This is a genomic window from Brevibacterium sp. K11IcPPYGO002, assembly GCF_050920635.1.
In the GTDB taxonomy this organism is placed as follows: domain Bacteria; phylum Actinomycetota; class Actinomycetes; order Actinomycetales; family Brevibacteriaceae; genus Brevibacterium.
Map to the genome: position 1 here is coordinate 1,636,711 of NZ_CP131929.1, position 14,993 is coordinate 1,651,703.

Genomic DNA, 14,993 nt, shown 5'->3' on the forward strand with positions numbered 1-14,993 from the left:
CCGGGCAGGGACTGGTGGACGCGGGACTCCTGCGTTCGGGACGAACTGAACACCGGAGTCGATGCTCCTCAGGCAGCGAAGCGGATGATCGGCTCACCGGACTTCACCGAGGCACCTGCGTCGACGAGCACCTCGGAGACGGTGCCGGAGTGACCGGCCTTGAGCGGCTGCTCCATCTTCATCGCCTCGATGACGGCAAGGGTGTCACCGACTTCGACGGTGTCACCGGGATTGACGGCGACGGAGACGATGGTGCCCTGCATGGGAGCGTTGAGCGCATTCGAGTCGTCGGCGATCTTCGCACCCTTGCGGCTGCTCAGCCCGCGCTTGCGCCGTGGCACGCTGGGGCTGGGAACATGACCGAGGTCCGAGATGACGTCCTTGGGGACCGAAACGGTCATCCGACGGCCATCGACCTCGACCACAACACTGAAGCTGTCGGTTGCAGTACTCATCTGTTCTCCTAGCTGTGGATCGACAAGCGGATTGACGAAAGCGGTTTCGAGCCAGTTGGTCCAGACCATGAAGTCGGCGGCGAACGCCTGCTCGTCCACGAGCACCCGGTGCAGCGGCAGCAGCGTCGAGACGCCTTCGATGCGGTATTCGGACAGCGCCCGACGTGCTCGGGCCAGGGCCTCATCACGGGTGGCTCCGGTGACGACGAGTTTGGCCAGCATCGGGTCGAAGTCCGTGCCGACGACGCTGCCTTCGCCGATGCCGGAGTCCAGGCGCACGCCCGGACCCGACGGAGCACGGTAGTTCTTCACTGCGCCGGTGGCGGGGAAGAACGTCGTGGGATCCTCGGCGTTGATGCGGAACTGGAAGGAGTGCCCGCGCACAGCGGGGAACTCATCCGGCAGAGCCTCACCCGAGGCGATGCGCACCTGCCAGCCGACGAGGTCGACTCCGGTGACCTCCTCGGTGACGGTGTGCTCGACCTGGATGCGCGCATTGGCTTCCATGAAGATGATGGTGCCGTCCTCGCCGAGGAGGAACTCGCAGGTCGCGGCGCCGACGTAGCCGACGTGGGCGAGCAGACGAGCCGAGGCTTCGGAGACGATGCGCTCCTGTTCGGCGGTGAGGAACGGGGCGGGCGCCTCTTCGATGATCTTCTGGTTGCGGCGCTGCAGAGTGCAGTCGCGCGTGGACACGACCCGCACATTGCCGTGGGCATCGGCCAGGCACTGGGTCTCGAGGTGGCGGGGGCGCACGATCTGCTTCTCGATGAGGCACTCACCGCGGCCGAAAGCACTTTGGGCCTCTCGGGTCGCCGCAGTATAGGCGGCTTCGAGGTCCTCGGCGGCAGCACAGGCGCGGAAACCGCGTCCGCCTCCGCCGTGGACGGCCTTGACGACGACGGGGAACCCGATCCGGTCGGCCACCTCGGCGGCCTCGGTCAGATCGGCCACGGCCCCGTCGGAACCGGGAGCGACCGGAGCATCGACAGCCTCGGCGACGGCCCGAGCTCCGGACTTGTCGCCGAGGAGCTCGATCGCTGCCGGAGGAGGACCGACCCAGATCAGCCCGGCATCGATGACGGCCTGCGCGAACTGTGCGTTCTCGGCCATATAGCCGTAGCCGGGGTGGACGGCATCGGCACCGGAGCGCTTGGCCAGGGCGAGGATCTTGTCGATGTCGAGATACGTCTCCCCGGCCCCGGACCCGTCCAGCAGCCACGCGTCATCGGCGAGTTCGACGAAGTCGGCATCGGAATCGGCGCGGGTGTACACGGCGACGGCCTTGATGCCGAGGTCGTGGGCGGCCCGGATGATGCGCAGAGCGATCTCACCGCGGTTGGCGATGAGGACTCGGCGGACGGCCCCGGTCGGAACCGTGGTGCTCAGAACCGAGGTCGTGGAGTCGGAGAGGACTGTGGTCATGGTGCTCCTTTGTATGATCACAGAACAATTTAGAGAACAGCACCAAGGGTTTGTAGGACAGCGATAAAAAATTGGGACGAGAACTTCAATGTCCTCGGGCGTGTCACCGAACCAGAACCGAGTCTACCGCTGGAGAGTCCACAGATCGGGCCAGAACAGGCCCATGTCGGTGACCAGTTCGCGAACGACTGGCAGGCTGAGTCCGAGGACGGTGAGATGGTCGCCGTCGAGCCGGTCGACGAAGGCTCCGCCGAATCCGTCGATCGTCAGCGCCCCGGCCACGTGAAAGGGCTCTTCGGTGGCGATGTACGCCTCGAGCTCCTCCGGGCTGGGTGAGCCGATGAGCACCGAGGTGGCCGACCGTTTCGAGCGCAGGGCGCTGAGTTCGAATGGCGCCGAGGCGGTTCGATCGGCGCGATCGGCAGTGTCTCTGCGGTCGTCAGCTCCCGTCAGCCCGGCTGCGCCGTTCGATTGCGGAGTCCGGAGGAGGACGGCGACCGTATGACCCGAATGCAGCTGCGTCCATCGGCCGGCGATCGCCGACCACACGTCGCGAGTGCGTTCTGCCGTTCCCGGTTTCCCGATGGCTCGCCCGTCGAATTCGAGCAGAGAGTCCCCGGCGATTACGACCACGGTGTCCGCGCCCTCGAGTGCCGGGGGAGCGGATCCGATGATCCGGTCGATGACCGCACGAGCCTTCGCTTCCGACAACGCTGTGGTGAGTTCGCCGACGGAGCCGGTGAAATCGTCCTCGAGGGCACGTTCGTCGACCTCGGAGACGATGATGACCGGGTCGATTCCGCCGTCCCGGAGGATCTGGCGACGTGAAGGAGACTGGGAGGCGAGGACGACCGGGATCACGAGACGGTCTCCGAGTGATTCGGGACCGGTTCGGCCCTGATGTCCTCTGTCACCGCTGATTCTTCGGCATCTGACTGCGCCTCGGCACCGGGGACCAGTTCGTGTCGGCGGGCGGTTTCGCCCTTCTCAGGGATGTCGAGGCTGCGATCGACGACGACCGGTGCTTCGATGCGTTCGGCGATCGCGGACAGCAGAGTCGAGGACAGCTGGGCATAGCCGAGTTCGCTGGGGAATCGTCCCGAGCCATTGAGCAGAGACCGGCGCGTCGTTCCGCTCAGCGATCCCGTCGACCGCAGCGGAACCGCACGTGCGGCCAGCGCTGCCAGCCATTGAGAACCGGCGAGGACCCGAGAGGTCCGCCGCAGTGACGTCTTGAGCGGATCGCGCAGCCCCGGCAGACCGCCGAGATTGGGACAGACGAGGACGAATACGGTGTAACGGCCCTCACGCTGGAGCCTGTTGATGGCCTGGTTGAGCACGGGAACGCCGATGGTCGCCTGGATCGGGTGGATGATGTCGCCGGTGCCGATCGAGATGATCGCAAATCGGCGGTCTTCGCTCCAGCGATCCGAGAGCTGACGAGAGAGCCACGGCGAGCGCAGAATCTCGTCGACCTGCCGATGCAGATCATCCGACAGTGCCGAGGGGCGCGCCGTGGTCTGGACCCGCACAGTGGTGCCGAGCATCCGCGCCAGACCGCGGCCGATGAGAGTCGGGGGCGCCTGATCGGCGTCGACGTCGACCCCGCAGAGCCAAGAATCGCCGATGATGGCCAGGGCGGCGGAGTCATCATCGTCGTTGTCCCGTGGAGCGGCGATCGCCTCGGTGAAGGTGGAGAAGTGACGGTTCTTGTCGTCGTCGAAGGAGCTGCGCAGCGATCCTGCCTGGTGGCGGAGCAGCCCCGCAGCCGAGGCACCGGCGCCGACGACGGTCGCTCCCATGGTCGCCAGCGTATAGATCAAGCGTCTTCCCACTGTTTCCCTCCTCCGGCGTCATCATTGCACCTTTGTCAGTGCATCAACAACTATTGTTGGAGCATGACCGAAAACGATCAGCAGCATCCTCCGAACCGATTCCGTGGGGCATGGGAGGCGTTCCGGCGGGGACGCGGATCCTCGCGTTCCCAGTCCGAATCCGAAATGACCCCGTCGCAGGCCGTCAGTCCCGAGGAGATCGCACTCAGTCGAATCGAGGCCGAGGCCAAACCGTATGTGGCTCCGGGTCTCAAACTCGCTGCTGCGTGGTCGTGGCGGTCGATCGTCGTGCTCGTGGCGATCGGCGTGGCACTGTGGCTCCTGTCGAAGATCTCCAGCGTCGTGCTGCCCGTGCTCATCGCTCTGCTGTTGGCCGCTCTGCTCGCTCCGCTGACCGGGTGGCTGAAGAAGAAGCGTGTACCGCGCGGCGGGGCCGCTGCGATCTCCTTCATCGGGTTCATCGTCATCGTGCTCGGCCTCTTCGGCCTCGTCGGTCAGCAGATCTACTCCGGCATGCCCGATCTCGTCAGACAGGTCATCGCCGGTGTGTCCGGAATCAGCGGCTGGTTGGCCACGAGTCCCTTCGGCATCGATGCCTCGACCATCTCGAGCTATATCGACGAGGCGATCAAGACCGCGACGAGCTTCTTCCAGAACAACAGCAGCCAACTTCTCGGCGGTGCTCTGGAGGCCACCTCCTCGGTGGGCACCTTCCTCACCGGTATGGCCGTCTGCCTGTTCGCGACGTTCTTCTTCCTCTATGACGGAGAGAACATCTTCAGGTGGGTCATGAACCTGCTGCCGGTTCCCGCCCGCCCCGTCGCCACGGGAGCCGCTCGGCGCGGGTGGACGACCCTCGTGCAGTATGTGCGGGTCCAGATCCTCGTCGCCGCAGTCGATGCGATCGGCATCGGCATCGGCGCTGCGTTCCTCGGGATCCCTCTGGTCATTCCCATGACCGTGCTCGTCTTCCTCACCTCGTTCGTCCCCGTCGTCGGCGCCATCGCCTCCGGCGCGGTCGCCGTGCTCGTCGCTCTGGTCTCGAACGGACTGGTCAGCGCGGTGATCATGTTGGCCGTGGTCATCGCGGTCCAGCAGATCGAAAGCCAGGTCCTGCAGCCTTTCCTGATGGGCAAGGCCGTGTCCGTCCACCCGCTGGCCGTGATCCTCGCGGTCACCGGAGGCGGCTTCCTCTTCGGCATCGTCGGTGCCCTCTTCGCCGTTCCCCTGGTGGCGGTGCTCAACAGCGTCGTCAGCTATATCGTGCGCACGAACGCCGGTGATTCCGAGGCCGCAGAGGATGATCCGGTGCGAGACCCGAAGCGAGACCCGGACGAGCGCGAAGCCACCGCTGTCCTGGAGACAGCGAAGGAACGGCTCACCGATGCCGTCCGCGAATCCGCGGAGGTCGAACGCGCATCAGATACCGAACCGCCCGATTCGGCAGGAACCGGAACAACCGGTTCGACGACGTCGGGTGAGCCCGGTTCGGCAGAGCCCGGACGGCCGAAGAAGAGCCCCGACGACGCCTGAACCTCGGACCAGGCGACCCGGCACGACGCGTCTGAACCGGAGTGAATAGAGAAGTGGGCGGGTGCGATCGCACCCGCCCACTTCCGTCTGTCGATGATCAGCCGGTGAAGGCTTCGACGGAATCGACCTTGACCTCGATGGTCTTGCCGTTCGGAGCCTCGTATGAGGTCGTGTCTCCGGCCTTGACGCCGAGGACAGCCGCTCCGAGCGGCGACTTCTCCGAGAAGACGTCGATATCGGAGTCCCCGGCGATCTCGCGGTTGCCCAGCAGGAACCGCATACTGTTGCCCGCGACGGTCGCAGTGACGACGGTTCCGGGGGCCACGGTCTTGCCGTCGCTGTCGCTAGAGCCGACCTTGGCGTTGCGCAGCAGCACCTCGAGCTGGCGGATGCGAGCTTCCTGCTTGCCCTGCTCATCACGTGCTGCGTGATAACCGCTGTTCTCCTTCAAGTCACCCTCGTCGCGGGCGGCTTCGATCTTCTCAGCAATCTCTGCACGACCCGGTCCGGAGAGATGCTCGAGTTCCTTCGACAGGCGGTCAAAGGCTTCCTGGGTCAACCATGTCTCTTCCTGGGTGACTTCCTCGGTCATGACTTCTCCTTATTCGGTCGGTGCACTGACGGGCGTGTCAGGCAACGAAAAAACCGGGCGTATGGGCACGCCCGGAAGTTGAATGAAACTACAGTGTAACGCATCTGCAGAGAAAAACGATGAGCTCGATCACGTTGACTGCCGCGAGCCGGAAGTTCGCAGCCGCAAGCCGCATCCTCGTGCGAGAACTATTCGAAGGGACTCAGGCGGCCCGGCCTCCTGTGCTCACACCAGGGGCCGATGAGCTCGAGCGACGGGCCTATTCGAACCAGCAGGAGTCCACGTGACCGGAGGCCGCCAGCTGAGTCGTGGCCAGGTCGACGTCGACGCGCTTCGGCGAATTCGGATCGGCATTCGGATCGGCAGCAACGGTCACCTCGGTGAAGCCGACGATCGCTTCGTGCTCATTCGTGGCCTGGACGATGCAGTGCACGTCGCGTTCCTGATCCGGAAATATTCCGACGCTGACGTGCGTTGACGAGTCGTCGACAACCGAATAGTCAAGAGTGCGCGGTGTCGTGGGATTCGTCTGCGGACGGAAGGCCCAGACAGCGATGACGGCGACCACAGCGGCGAGGACGACGACGGCGATGATCTTCGCTCGACGACTCAGCTCTCGTGTGGGCCTGCTGGTCCGGCCGTAGCGATCATCATGCAGTGGTGGTGCCACTGTTACCTCAGTCATTGAATTCCTCATTAAGTACTTCGCGCACTAATCTAGAGTAGTCGATCCTCTGCCGGCGATCATGTCAGCCGCAGCGCCGGCAGGAGGTGGCCACCAGGCTGAATCGAAAGGGACATTTAGGATATGACTTCGCTTCCGTACCATGGGCTGCGCCTGTTGGCCGTCCATGCCCACCCCGACGACGAATCCTCCAAGGGTGCGGCAACGACCGCGAAGTACGCGTCTCTGGGTGCGCGGGTGCTCATCGCCACGATGACCGGCGGTGAGGCCGGCGACATCCTCAACCCCGCTCTGCTGCAGAGCCCGAAGGCCAGCCGCGATATCGCCGGTCTCCGTCGTGAGGAGATGGCGACGGCTGCCGCCGCTCTCGGTGCCGAACATGTCTGGGTCGGGCACGTCGACTCGGGGCTGCCCGACGGTGATTTCGACAACCAGACTCCTCCGGGATGCTTCTATCGGGTCCCCGATGAGGTCGCGATGCTGCCCCTCGTGCACATCATCCGCACCTTCCGGCCGCAGGTGGTGACCACCTACGACGAGCTCGGCGGTTATCCTCATCCCGACCACATCAAGAACCATGCCGTGACTATGGCCGCCGTCGAGGCCGCCGCTGATGCGGCCTCTCATCCCGAGCTCGGTGAGCCGTGGCAGGTGCAGAAGATCTACTTCAATCAGGACCTGTCGGCGAAGAAGTGGATCACCATCCACGAGAAGATGCTCGAGGCGGGACTCGAATCCCCGTTCGCCGACCACCTCGAGGATTTCAAGAAGCGCGACAATCAACGCCACAACTGGCTGAGCACCCGCATCGACTGCTCCGAGTTCTTCACTGCTCGCGATCGGGCGCTGCTTTCCCATGCCACTCAGATCGACCCCGAGGGCGGCTTCTTCTCTGCTTCTCGCAAGGCCGCTCGCACGTACTGGCCGACCGAGGAGTTCGAACTGGCTCTCGACCTCACCGGCCGTGAACCGCTGAACCGCGATCTCGACTTCCAGGAGACCGATCTGTTCGCCTGTGTGACCTTCGATGACGGTCGTCGCGTTCCCGATGAGGGGATGCTCCCGGCATCACCGGCCGCCGACGACCTCGACGCTGAAGCAGCAGTCCCGACCGAAAGCGATGCCCGCGCATGATATTCGCGTCCTCTCCGACCCCGACTCCGGACGGAGGCGCACCGGACCCGGATCTGGTGACACCCGGAACGATCGGCTTCCTGGCTACCCTCGTCATCGTGATCCTGACGATCTTCCTCATCCGGGACGCTCTGCGTCGTGTCCGTCGGGTGCGGGCCCGATCGGGTGCGAATGATGCCTACCCGATCCCACTGCGTAGGCATGTGGTGCCGAATCAGTCGACGCTCTCAGGGCCGGATGCACCCGAACCGGAGACCGCTGAGCCCGACTCCGACGCAGCCGCCGATACCGGACCATCCGATGCAGATCGCCGAGGCGGCGCGACGGAGGAGCCGATCGATTCCTCCGAATCCTCCGACGAACGGAATGGCCGAGCCTGAGGCTCTGAGGTCCTGTGCCCATAGACACCGGCGCGATCACCGATGGGTGATCGCGCCGGTTGCGTCCGTGCGGACTCAGCTGAAGGACGGAGAGCCGGGGCGGACCGTCCGGACTCAGTCGAATGGAGTTCAGTAGGCGGCGACGGCGGCGATGATGAGCGCGGCGAGATGGCAGCCGTAGCCGAGGATCGTGAGGATATGGAAGATCTCATGGAAGCCGAGCCACTTCGGTGAGGGGTTCGGCCGCTTGATCCCATAGATCACGGCGCCGGCGATATAGCACACACCGCCGAGGACGACGAGGAGGCCGACGGCGAAGTTCGTCGCCCAGATCTGAGGGATGTATCCGACTCCGGCGACCCCGAACCCGACGTAGATGGGCACGAAGAGCCACCTCGGCGCGGTGGTGAAGATCGTACGGAAGGCCACTCCGAGGGCGGCGGCACCCCAGAGCACGGACAGCAGGAGGATCGCCTGGTCGGTGGTGAGCATCAGCACGGCCAGCGGAGTGTACGTGCCGGCGGTGATGAGGAAGATGTTCGCATGGTCGAGCCGCCGCAGGACCAGGCGGGCGCGGGTGCGCCAGCGGCCTCGGTGGTAGACGGCGGAGGTGCCGAAGAGCAGCATGCCGGTGACGGCGAAGATCGCGGCGGCGATACGCGAATCGATCGTCGGGGAGATGATCACCAACGCCAGGCCGCCGATCATCGCCAGAGGGAAAGCACCGGCGTGGAACCATCCACGCAGCTTCGGCTTGACCTGACCGGCCAGTTTCGTCAGTTCGGCTCGCAGAGCCGAGCGGCGACGGGCGATGCGGTGGTCATCGGCGGGCGGTGAATCATCCGCACCGGCTGAACCGACGGGCCCGGAGCCGTCGGGGACGGCTGGAGAGGAATCGGTGAGCGAAGCGTTCATGGGTCCATAGTAGCCAGCGCGCCTGAGGCCGCGTTCAGCATCGTCGGCTAGTAGTCTTATACAGTGTTCGAGCCGACCGACGACCCATATGGAAGAGGACAGCTGTGGCGCGACCCGTGAACCTGCTCTATCGGCTGTACGAGCGACGGCTCAAGCGTGAGCTCGACAAGTCGGTTCCGGTTCCGCGGCACGTCGGCGTCATCACCGACGGCAATCGCCGGTGGGCGAAGGAATTCGGGGCCACGACCGCAGACGGTCACCGGGCCGGAGCGGCGAAGATCGTCGAATTCCTCGGCTGGTGTCACGAGATCGACGTGGAGATCGTCACTCTCTATGTTCTGTCCAAGGAGAACCTCGCCCGTTCCGCCGAAGAGGTGTCGATCCTCATCGAGATCATCTCGGATCTGGTGGAGAAGATCGCAGCGCTCGACGGCGTCGGGGTCCAACTCGTCGGTGATCTCGAGATCGTTCCACCGGATCTGCGGGCCCGCTTGGAAGCCGTGACGACGACTGAGGACTGCGGCATGCGCGTCAACGTCGCCGTCGGCTACGGCGGCCGACAGGAGATCGTCAACGCGGTGAAATCCCTGCTGCGGACTCAGGCCGACGACGGCACGGATCTCGAGACCATCATCTCCGAGCTGTCTCCCGAGCAGATCGGCGAACACCTCTACACCAAGGGCCAGCCCGATCCCGACCTCATCATCCGCTCGTCGGGAGAGCAGCGACTCTCCGGCTTCCTCATGTGGCAGAGCGCCTACTCGGAGTTCTATTTCTGCGAAGCCTACTGGCCGGACTTCCGTCGCACGGATTTCCTCCGCGCCGTGCGCGACTACGGTCTGCGGCAGCGCCGCTTCGGCAAATAGGGCCTGCCGGCGGCCCGCGCCGATTCAAGGCCGAGTGACGGTGGAATCCCGCATTCACTCGAAGTTCATGACCTCGACTTGCCCGAACGCGCGTGCCGCTGCCGTCTGCGGGGGCGAACCGGGTTAGGTTGACTGTAGTTGGTCGACACCAACCCGAGATCGGGGGATGTCAGAACCGGATCTCGGCGGAACTCACGCCTCAGAGGTCCTCATGGCTGAAAAAGTCCACACCTACGTTCTCGACACCTCGGTGCTGCTGTCGGATCCCGGAGCGCTTCTGCGCTTCGCCGAACATCACGTCGTCATCCCGCTCATCGTCGTCTCCGAACTCGAGGGCAAACGCAATCATCCCGAACTCGGATTCACCGCTCGCAAAGCCCTGCACATCCTCGACGACTTCCGTTCCGACTACGACCGATTGGATCAGCCCATTCCGGTCGGCGATGCGGGCGGAACGCTGCGGGTCGAGCTCAACCACATCGACGCCTCCACGATGCCGGTCGGCTTCGACCGGACGGAGAACGACACCCGCATCCTGGCCGTGGCCCGCAACCTGTCGGCCGAAGGCTGTGACGTGGTCGTCGTGACCAAGGACGTGCCGATGCGAGTGAAAGCTTCGGCCCTGGGTCTGCACGCGGAGGAGTATCTGGCGGAGCTGGCCGTCGACTCCGGGTTCACCGGGATGAGCGAGCTCGGCCTCGACGACGAGCAGATGAGCGAGTTCTACGATTCGGGGTCGGTCGTCACCGAGGAGGTCTCCGACGAGGTGGTCAACACCGGTGTCGTCATCACCTCACCGCGCGGATCCGGACTGGGCCGTGTGCGCAGCGGCAACCGAGTGTCGATGGTGCGCGGGGATCGTGACATCTTCGGCGTCCACGGCCGATCGGCGGAACAGCGGATCGCCATCGACATGCTGCTCGACGACGCCCTGGGGATCGTGTCGATGGGAGGGCGAGCCGGAACGGGGAAGTCCGCGCTGGCCCTCATGGCGGGCCTGCAGAAGGTGCTCGAGGAGAACAAGCACTCGAAGATCATGGTCTTCCGCCCCCTCTACGCCGTCGGCGGGCAGAACCTCGGCTACCTGCCCGGCAGCGAAGGTGAGAAGATGAACCCCTGGGCGGAGGCCGTGTTCGACACCCTCAGCGCGCTGGTGAGCAAGAACGTCATCGACGAGGTGGTCAACAGAGAGATCCTCGAAGTGCTGCCGCTCACGCACATCCGAGGACGGTCGCTCCACGATGCATTCGTCATCGTCGATGAGGCACAGTCGTTGGAGCGCAATGTTCTGCTCACCGTGCTCTCACGCATCGGAATGAACTCGAAGGTGGTGCTCACCCACGATGTCGCCCAGCGCGACAACCTGCGAGTGGGCAGGCACGACGGAGTCGCTGCGGTGATCGAGAAGCTCAAGGGCCACGAACTGTTCGCTCATGTCACGCTGACACGGTCCGAGAGGTCGGAGATCGCGGCTCTGGTCACCGATGTGCTCGAGGAGTTCGACCCGTTCCGGTCCTGAGCCTCTGTTCCGGTCGCCGACCGCTCACGTTACCGCCGATGTATCGGGCTGTGCAGTGAGCGGTCGACGCTGGGGTGAGCGGTCGACGCTGGGGTGAGCGGTCGACGGGGCTCGAAATGGGCCGCGGACACGAAACGGCGCCCGGACGATTCCGTCCGGGCGCCGTCTCGATCTGTCAGACCGGAGGCTTACTTGTAGCTGCCGATCATCGTGGTGACGTCGAGGGCCTTGTCGAGGTCGGCCTCGGTGATGGAGCCGTTCTCGACGAAGCCGAGAGCGATCGTCGCTTCCTTCACCGTCATCTTCTCGGCCACGGCATGCTTGGCGATCTTCGCAGCGGCCTCGTAGCCGATGACCTTGTTCAGCGGCGTGACGATGGAGGGGCTCGCCTCGGCGAGGAAGCGGGCACGTTCCTCATTGGCGGTGAGTCCGTCGATCATCTTCTCGGCCATAACGGTCGAAGCATTCGCGAGCAGGCGGATCGACTCGAGCAGGTTCGAGGCCATGACGGGGATGCCGACGTTGAGCTCGAACGCGCCGTTGGTCGACGACAGCGACACGGAGGTGTCGTTGCCGATGACCTGAGCGGCGACCTGAATGGTGGCCTCACAGATGACCGGGTTGACTTTGCCGGGCATGATCGAGGACCCGGGCTGCAGGTCGGGGATGGCGATCTCGCCGAGGCCGGTGTTCGGTCCCGAGCCCATCCAGCGCAGATCGTTGCAGATCTTCATGTAGCCGTAGGCGATGGTCCGCAGCTGGCCGGAGGCCTCGATGAGTCCATCGCGGTTGGCCTGCGCCTCGAAGTGGTTGCGTGCCTCGGTGATCGGCAGTCCGGTCTCCTCGGCGAGGATCTCGACCACGCGGGAGGAGAAGCCGTCGGGGGTGTTGATGCCGGTGCCCACAGCGGTTCCGCCCTGCGGGACCTCTGCCACGCGCGGCAGGGAAGCCTCGATGCGCTCGATTCCGTAACGGACCTGAGCGGCATAGCCGCCGAACTCCTGACCGAGCGTCACCGGAGTGGCATCCATGAGGTGGGTGCGGCCGGACTTGACGATGGAGGAGAACTCGTTCGCCTTCTTCTCCAGCGAAGTCGCCAGGGTGTCCATGGCCGGGATGAGGGTGTTGACCAGGGCCTTGGTCACGGCCAGGTGCACCGAGGTGGGGAAGACGTCGTTCGACGACTGCGAGGCGTTGACGTGGTCGTTCGGGTGGACGTTGATTCCGTCGGCTTCGAGCGCCTTCGTCGCGAGCGAGGCCAGAACCTCGTTGGTGTTCATGTTCGACGAGGTTCCCGAACCGGTCTGGAACACGTCGATGGGGAAGTGGGCGTCGAATTCGCCTGCGATGACCTGATCGGCGGCGTTCTGGATGGCTGTGGCACGAGCTTCGTCGAGCACGCCGAGTTCGGCGTTGGCCTTGGCTGCGGCCTTCTTCACCTGTGCCAGTGCGGCGATGTGAGCGGATTCGAGGGTCTTGCCCGAGATCGGGAAGTTCTCGACGGCACGCTGGGTCTGTGCGCTGTAGAGGGCGTCTTTGGGGACTTTGACCTCACCCATGGTGTCGTGTTCGATGCGGAATTCTTCGATCATTGTTGTCCTTTCCGTTGGGTGCCGGGGAAATGATTGCGGAGTTCAGGGTCGTTGAGAGCCTGAATGGGTGACCACCGAGGCGGTCGGTCGCTTAAGAAGCGTAGGTGGAGACCGCGGCCTCGTCGCCTCCGTACTGGGCGACGACCGTGGTGTGGCCGTCGTGGAGCTGGTAGGTGAGTCCGACGATGATGAGTCGGCCGTCGTCGACTGCGGTCTTGATGATCGTCGACAGCTGCATGATCTTGTCGACGGTGTCCATGGTGTTCTGACCGACGGTCTCGTTGATCGTGGTCCGTCCGTTCTTGCGGGCCCTGGCCACCGTCGGCAGGATGCGGGCGACGACGTCGGAGATGAACCCGGGAGGAGTCTCACCCGAGTCGTAGGCGTTGTAGGCCGCAGTCACGGCCCCGCAGCTGTCGTGTCCGAGCACGACGAGCAGGGGAGTGCCGAGCATTTCGACGCCGTATTCGAGCGACCCCAAGGTGACCGGGTCGATGACCTGTCCGGCATTGCGCACGACGAACATGTCACCGAGGCCGACATCGAAGATCATCTCAGCGGCGACGCGGGAGTCCGAGCAGCCGAAGAGCGTGACGAACGGGGTCTGGCTGTCCGACAGGGACTCGCGCCGTGCAGTGTCCTGGTTGGGATGCCGAGGGACATCGTCGACGAAACGCTGGTTTCCCTCGAGGAGTCGTTTCCACGCCTGATTGGGCATTGCTTTCGCACCTGCTTCCGAGTTGTGTGCATCGCGCCCGGGACCGGGTGCGTTGGGAGGTCAGACCAGGCCGCGGCGTGCGGCTTCTTCTGCGGCCTCCACGTAGGAGTGGGTCTTCGCGGCCTGGTGCTCGGCGAAGACCTGACGGACGGTCCCCGACTTCGATCGCATCACCAACGAGTGCGTGGTGACGTGTCCGCCTTGGAACTTCACTCCGTCGAGCAGGTCGCCGTTGGTGATGCCCGTGGCGACGAAGTAGCTGTTGTCACCGGTGACGAGGTCGTCGGTGTTGAGCACCTGATTGACATCGAGACCGGCCTCGGCGGCGGCCTCGCGCTCCGTGTCGTCCTGCGGCCACAGACGGCCCTGGATGACTCCGCCGAGAGCCTTGATGGCGCAGGCGGTGATGATGCCTTCCGGGGTCCCGCCGATGCCCATGAGCATGTCGACGCCCGTGCCGGGACGGCAGGCGGCGATGGCTCCGGCGACGTCGCCATCGGTGATGAGCTGGATGCGAGCTCCGGCGGCGCGGATCTCATCGATCATCTGCTGGTGGCGGGGGCGGTCGAGGATCATCACCGTCACCGAGGCGGGATCCTTCGTTCCCTTCGCCTTGGCGACGCGGCGGATGTTCTCGGCGATCGGCAGACGCAGATCGACGGCATCGGCGGCATCCGGGCCGGTGACGAGCTTCTCCATGTAGAACACGGCGGAGGGGTCATACATCGCACCGTCTTCGGTCACGGCCATGACCGAGATCGCGTTGGGCATGCCCAACGCGGTCAGGCGAGTGCCGTCGATCGGGTCGACAGCAACATCGCAGTGCGGGCCGCCGCCGTCGCCGACCTGTTCGCCGTTGAAGAGCATCGGAGCTTCGTCCTTCTCGCCTTCGCCGATGACGACGGTGCCGGACATGCGGACGGTGGAGATGACATTGCGCATCGCGGCCACGGCTGCCCCGTCGGCGGCGTTCTTGTCGCCGCGGCCGACCCAGGGTGCGGCGGCGATGGCTGCGGCCTCGGTGACTCGGACGAGCTCCAGAGCCAAGTTGCGGTCGGGAGCATCTGACTCGACCTGAGCCTTCTGTGACCATGAGTCGGTCACTGCGACAGGCGGAGTCTCCTCGTCAACTCGTCCTCGGTCATGGTGAGATTTCACGTCAACAGGCTCTTTGGAGTCACTCATGCTTCCAATTGTGCCACCCCTGTGATCGGGGTCGCGACAGCGGTGTCCCCTTGTGGCCGCGGTCACGTCCTCGGGCCGGAATTGGCCCTTCGCGCGCGAGCCGAGGACAATGGCGATGTGAATGTCCGAAATGCTGCCGACGAGACGGGTGCTCGAACG

The 14,993-nt window shown here is 64.7% G+C and carries 14 protein-coding genes; 5 read left to right on the top strand and 9 right to left on the bottom strand.

What is annotated here, in order from left to right; translation table 11 throughout:
* Positions 1-68 precede the first annotated feature (68 nt).
* From QYM46_RS07360 to QYM46_RS07370, 3 genes are all read right to left on the bottom strand, one after another.
* Entirely contained in the window at positions 69-1,880 is a 1,812-nt protein-coding gene (locus QYM46_RS07360; protein WP_432791404.1) for an acetyl/propionyl/methylcrotonyl-CoA carboxylase subunit alpha, read from the bottom strand.
* 123 nt (positions 1,881-2,003) lie between these two features.
* Positions 2,004-2,741 (bottom strand): Maf family protein, encoded by a 738-nt coding sequence (locus tag QYM46_RS07365; RefSeq protein ID WP_169251943.1) that lies wholly within the window; start codon positions 2,739-2,741, stop codon positions 2,004-2,006.
* On the bottom strand, positions 2,738-3,715 hold the full coding sequence (locus QYM46_RS07370; RefSeq protein ID WP_432791405.1) for an SGNH/GDSL hydrolase family protein: 978 nt from the start codon (positions 3,713-3,715) through the stop codon (positions 2,738-2,740). The genes QYM46_RS07365 and QYM46_RS07370 overlap by 4 nt, the downstream gene beginning before the upstream one ends.
* Positions 3,716-3,778: 63 nt before the next feature.
* On the opposite strand from QYM46_RS07370, the gene QYM46_RS07375 reads away from it, so the two are divergent.
* A complete protein-coding gene (locus QYM46_RS07375) occupies positions 3,779-5,248 on the top strand; it encodes an AI-2E family transporter (RefSeq protein WP_169251944.1) in 1,470 nt (489 codons plus the stop codon).
* Positions 5,249-5,345: 97 nt separating this feature from the next.
* Here QYM46_RS07375 and greA read toward each other — a convergent pair whose 3' ends face one another.
* Positions 5,346-5,840 carry a transcription elongation factor GreA gene (gene greA / locus QYM46_RS07380; protein ID WP_152347873.1) on the bottom strand — a complete coding sequence of 165 codons (495 nt, stop codon included), beginning with the start codon at positions 5,838-5,840 and terminating at the stop codon, positions 5,346-5,348.
* A gap of 259 nt (positions 5,841-6,099) precedes the next feature.
* Positions 6,100-6,525 carry a DUF4307 domain-containing protein gene (locus tag QYM46_RS07385; protein WP_432791406.1) on the bottom strand — a complete coding sequence of 142 codons (426 nt, stop codon included), beginning with the start codon at positions 6,523-6,525 and terminating at the stop codon, positions 6,100-6,102.
* A gap of 123 nt (positions 6,526-6,648) precedes the next feature.
* Here QYM46_RS07385 and mca point away from each other — a divergent pair, with 123 nt between their 5' ends.
* Both mca and QYM46_RS07395 read left to right on the top strand, forming a co-directional pair.
* Positions 6,649-7,659 carry a mycothiol conjugate amidase Mca gene (gene mca, locus QYM46_RS07390; RefSeq protein WP_169251946.1) on the top strand — a complete coding sequence of 337 codons (1,011 nt, stop codon included), beginning with the start codon at positions 6,649-6,651 and terminating at the stop codon, positions 7,657-7,659.
* Positions 7,656-8,039 (top strand): hypothetical protein, encoded by a 384-nt coding sequence (locus tag QYM46_RS07395; protein ID WP_432791407.1) that lies wholly within the window; start codon positions 7,656-7,658, stop codon positions 8,037-8,039. Before mca ends, QYM46_RS07395 begins: the two co-directional genes overlap by 4 nt.
* Positions 8,040-8,168: 129 nt before the next feature.
* On the opposite strand, the gene trhA is transcribed toward QYM46_RS07395, so the two are convergent.
* Positions 8,169-8,954 (bottom strand): PAQR family membrane homeostasis protein TrhA, encoded by a 786-nt coding sequence (trhA, locus tag QYM46_RS07400; protein WP_432791408.1) that lies wholly within the window; start codon positions 8,952-8,954, stop codon positions 8,169-8,171.
* A 104-nt stretch (positions 8,955-9,058) separates the two neighbouring features.
* Between trhA and QYM46_RS07405 the strand changes: the two genes are divergently transcribed.
* Both QYM46_RS07405 and QYM46_RS07410 read left to right on the top strand, forming a co-directional pair.
* Positions 9,059-9,820 carry an isoprenyl transferase gene (locus QYM46_RS07405; RefSeq protein ID WP_169251948.1) on the top strand — a complete coding sequence of 254 codons (762 nt, stop codon included), beginning with the start codon at positions 9,059-9,061 and terminating at the stop codon, positions 9,818-9,820.
* A 211-nt stretch (positions 9,821-10,031) separates the two neighbouring features.
* Positions 10,032-11,339 (top strand): PhoH family protein, encoded by a 1,308-nt coding sequence (locus tag QYM46_RS07410; RefSeq protein ID WP_169251949.1) that lies wholly within the window; start codon positions 10,032-10,034, stop codon positions 11,337-11,339.
* A gap of 188 nt (positions 11,340-11,527) precedes the next feature.
* Here QYM46_RS07410 and QYM46_RS07415 read toward each other — a convergent pair whose 3' ends face one another.
* The 3 genes from QYM46_RS07415 to glpX form a co-directional block, all read right to left on the bottom strand.
* Positions 11,528-12,931, bottom strand: a complete 1,404-nt coding sequence (locus tag QYM46_RS07415) for a class II fumarate hydratase (protein WP_432791409.1) — start codon at positions 12,929-12,931, stop codon at positions 11,528-11,530.
* 91 nt (positions 12,932-13,022) lie between these two features.
* Positions 13,023-13,649 (bottom strand): carbonic anhydrase, encoded by a 627-nt coding sequence (locus tag QYM46_RS07420; RefSeq protein ID WP_169251950.1) that lies wholly within the window; start codon positions 13,647-13,649, stop codon positions 13,023-13,025.
* 60 nt (positions 13,650-13,709) lie between these two features.
* Positions 13,710-14,834 (bottom strand): class II fructose-bisphosphatase, encoded by a 1,125-nt coding sequence (gene glpX / locus QYM46_RS07425; RefSeq protein WP_432791410.1) that lies wholly within the window; start codon positions 14,832-14,834, stop codon positions 13,710-13,712.
* Positions 14,835-14,993 lie beyond the last annotated feature (159 nt).

Excerpts from the sequence above, each read along its gene's own strand:
- greA (WP_152347873.1), bottom strand. The coding sequence starts at position 5,840 with ATGACCGAGGAAGTCACCCAGGAAGAGACATGGTTGACCCAGGAAGCC.
- QYM46_RS07360 (WP_432791404.1), bottom strand. The coding sequence starts at position 1,880 with ATGACCACAGTCCTCTCCGACTCCACGACCTCGGTTCTGAGCACCACG.
- QYM46_RS07375 (WP_169251944.1), top strand. The coding sequence starts at position 3,779 with ATGACCGAAAACGATCAGCAGCATCCTCCGAACCGATTCCGTGGGGCA.
- QYM46_RS07415 (WP_432791409.1), bottom strand. The coding sequence starts at position 12,931 with ATGATCGAAGAATTCCGCATCGAACACGACACCATGGGTGAGGTCAAA.
- trhA (WP_432791408.1), bottom strand. The coding sequence starts at position 8,954 with ATGAACGCTTCGCTCACCGATTCCTCTCCAGCCGTCCCCGACGGCTCC.
- QYM46_RS07420 (WP_169251950.1), bottom strand. The coding sequence starts at position 13,649 with ATGCCCAATCAGGCGTGGAAACGACTCCTCGAGGGAAACCAGCGTTTC.
- QYM46_RS07410 (WP_169251949.1), top strand. The coding sequence starts at position 10,032 with ATGGCTGAAAAAGTCCACACCTACGTTCTCGACACCTCGGTGCTGCTG.
- QYM46_RS07385 (WP_432791406.1), bottom strand. The coding sequence starts at position 6,525 with ATGACTGAGGTAACAGTGGCACCACCACTGCATGATGATCGCTACGGC.
- QYM46_RS07395 (WP_432791407.1), top strand. The coding sequence starts at position 7,656 with ATGATATTCGCGTCCTCTCCGACCCCGACTCCGGACGGAGGCGCACCG.
- glpX (WP_432791410.1), bottom strand. The coding sequence starts at position 14,834 with ATGAGTGACTCCAAAGAGCCTGTTGACGTGAAATCTCACCATGACCGA.
- mca (WP_169251946.1), top strand. The coding sequence starts at position 6,649 with ATGACTTCGCTTCCGTACCATGGGCTGCGCCTGTTGGCCGTCCATGCC.